At 32.0% G+C, this 1,900-nt stretch carries 1 protein-coding gene; it reads left to right on the plus strand.

Annotated features, from left to right (window positions below):
* Positions 1–22 precede the first annotated feature (22 nt).
* A partial coding sequence (locus tag I1A51_RS17575; protein ID WP_196896238.1) for a hypothetical protein occupies positions 23–1,900 on the plus strand: 1,878 nt, incomplete at its 3' end.

Consider the following 1,900-nt stretch of genomic DNA (forward strand, 5'->3'; position numbering starts at 1 on the left):
TTTCTTTAAGTTTTTACTTAATATGAGTAAAAAGGCAGGATTTTATGATTATGTACAAGGATATTTTGATATTGATAAGACTAAGAAAATCAATGTAAAGAAGTTAAATGGGAAATATTATGCAATGCTTCCAATGTCTTTACACCGAATGGGTGGTGGAAGTAATGGAGATGATAAAGTGAATCCGATTTCAAAAGCTGGATGGTATTTTGGTAGAGAATATTTACCAGAAGTTGTAGCAGGTGTTACAATTGGAAACGATACTAGCATTGGTTCTATCGCACAAGAGTTGGTACAATCTTTTAATGGATATGGAGAGTTGTTTGCTGGTCCAAATCAACCATTACGAAAAAATGGGATTGCAAATAATTTTAGACCGAAGAAGTCATGGATAAGGCTTCAATATCCAGGAACTTCAAAATTAGGAGGAGGATTACGAGTAAAACAATTAAAGCTGTCAGATCAGTGGGATAAGATGTTTGAATCATCTTCACAATCGAATGTATTCCAAAAGTTTTACGGTCAAAAATTTGATTATGAATTAGTGGATGAGAAAGGTAATTTAAAAGAAGGAGAGAGTAGTGGAGTTGCTTCTTTTGAACCGATGGGGAGTATGGAAAATCCATTGATTATGCCAATTTATCCAGATGCAGGAAAACTGTTGGCACCAATAGAATTTAACTATACTAATGCGCCAATTGGTATGTCATTTTATCCATCAGCAGGGATTACTTATAGCACTGTAACAGTGAGTAGTTTGACAACAGATGATGTTGAGAGTTCTACTTCTTTTAAAGTTTTAGAATCACATAGAACAGGAAAAGTTGTAAATAAATTTTTCACTACGAAAGATTATCCTACGACTTCCGATATGACGCATTTAAAATCTATAAATAACTCTTATCCAGGAGTGACTAATATATTTGATAATCTTTTAAGAGGGATTTTTAAATTACGAGTAAAGACAGATAATTATTTATCGATGACACAAGGATTTTCTGTTCATACAAATGATATGGATGGGAAGCCAAAGTCTTCAGATATTTATAATGAATTTGGAGCTTTTATCTCAGGTACAGAGCAAATTTATAGTGTTGATGAGCAAGATTCTAGAAAATTAAATAATAAACTACCAATTATTGATTCAGATGGATCGATAATTCGAGATGAAGTAATTGGAGAGCATTATGATGTTGTAGCGGATTTTAAAGAGAATGAAGCAGTTTCTTATACAGGAGGGATAAATACCAATGGAGCTTTCATTCCTTTAGTGGTTTATGTATTAACAATTCCTGTTCCTTTACCTTCTTCAGGAGTTCATACAAATGTTTATAGAGGAACAACGATGACCAAAGTAGTTCATACAACAGGTATTTTAAAAGAGGTGATTGCAAAAGAGAATGGAGCAGAAGTTTCTACAAAGAATCTTGCATGGGATGCAAACACAGGAAGTGTTCTTTTAACAGAGACTACAAATGAGTTTGATGAATCGATTTATAGCTTTAATTATCCTGCTTATTGGAATTACAATAATATGGGATTGGCAACAAATAATATTGGAATTGAAGGAGAGTTAAGAACAAATAGTTCTTATTCAACAAAGAAATCATTTGAATTGGTTGGAGTTAATGATGCCTCTTTATATTTAACTCCAGGAGATGAATTATTAATTTATGAGGAATCATTACGAAATGCAGATCAAACAGGACTTGATTTTACTCCACTTTCAGAAAACCAACGTCATAAAAAGCTTTGGGTTTATAAAGTTAGAATAGAAAATGGTCAAAATCGAGTTTATTTGATGGATAAAGATGGAGAAGTTTTAAACTGGTGTAAAAATGATGCTTTTTATACCAAAATTAAATTTAAAATTTTAAGATCTGGATATAGAAATATGCAA

The sequence above is a fragment of the Aureivirga marina genome (assembly GCF_015767265.1).
Lineage (GTDB): Bacteria > Bacteroidota > Bacteroidia > Flavobacteriales > Flavobacteriaceae > Aureivirga > Aureivirga marina.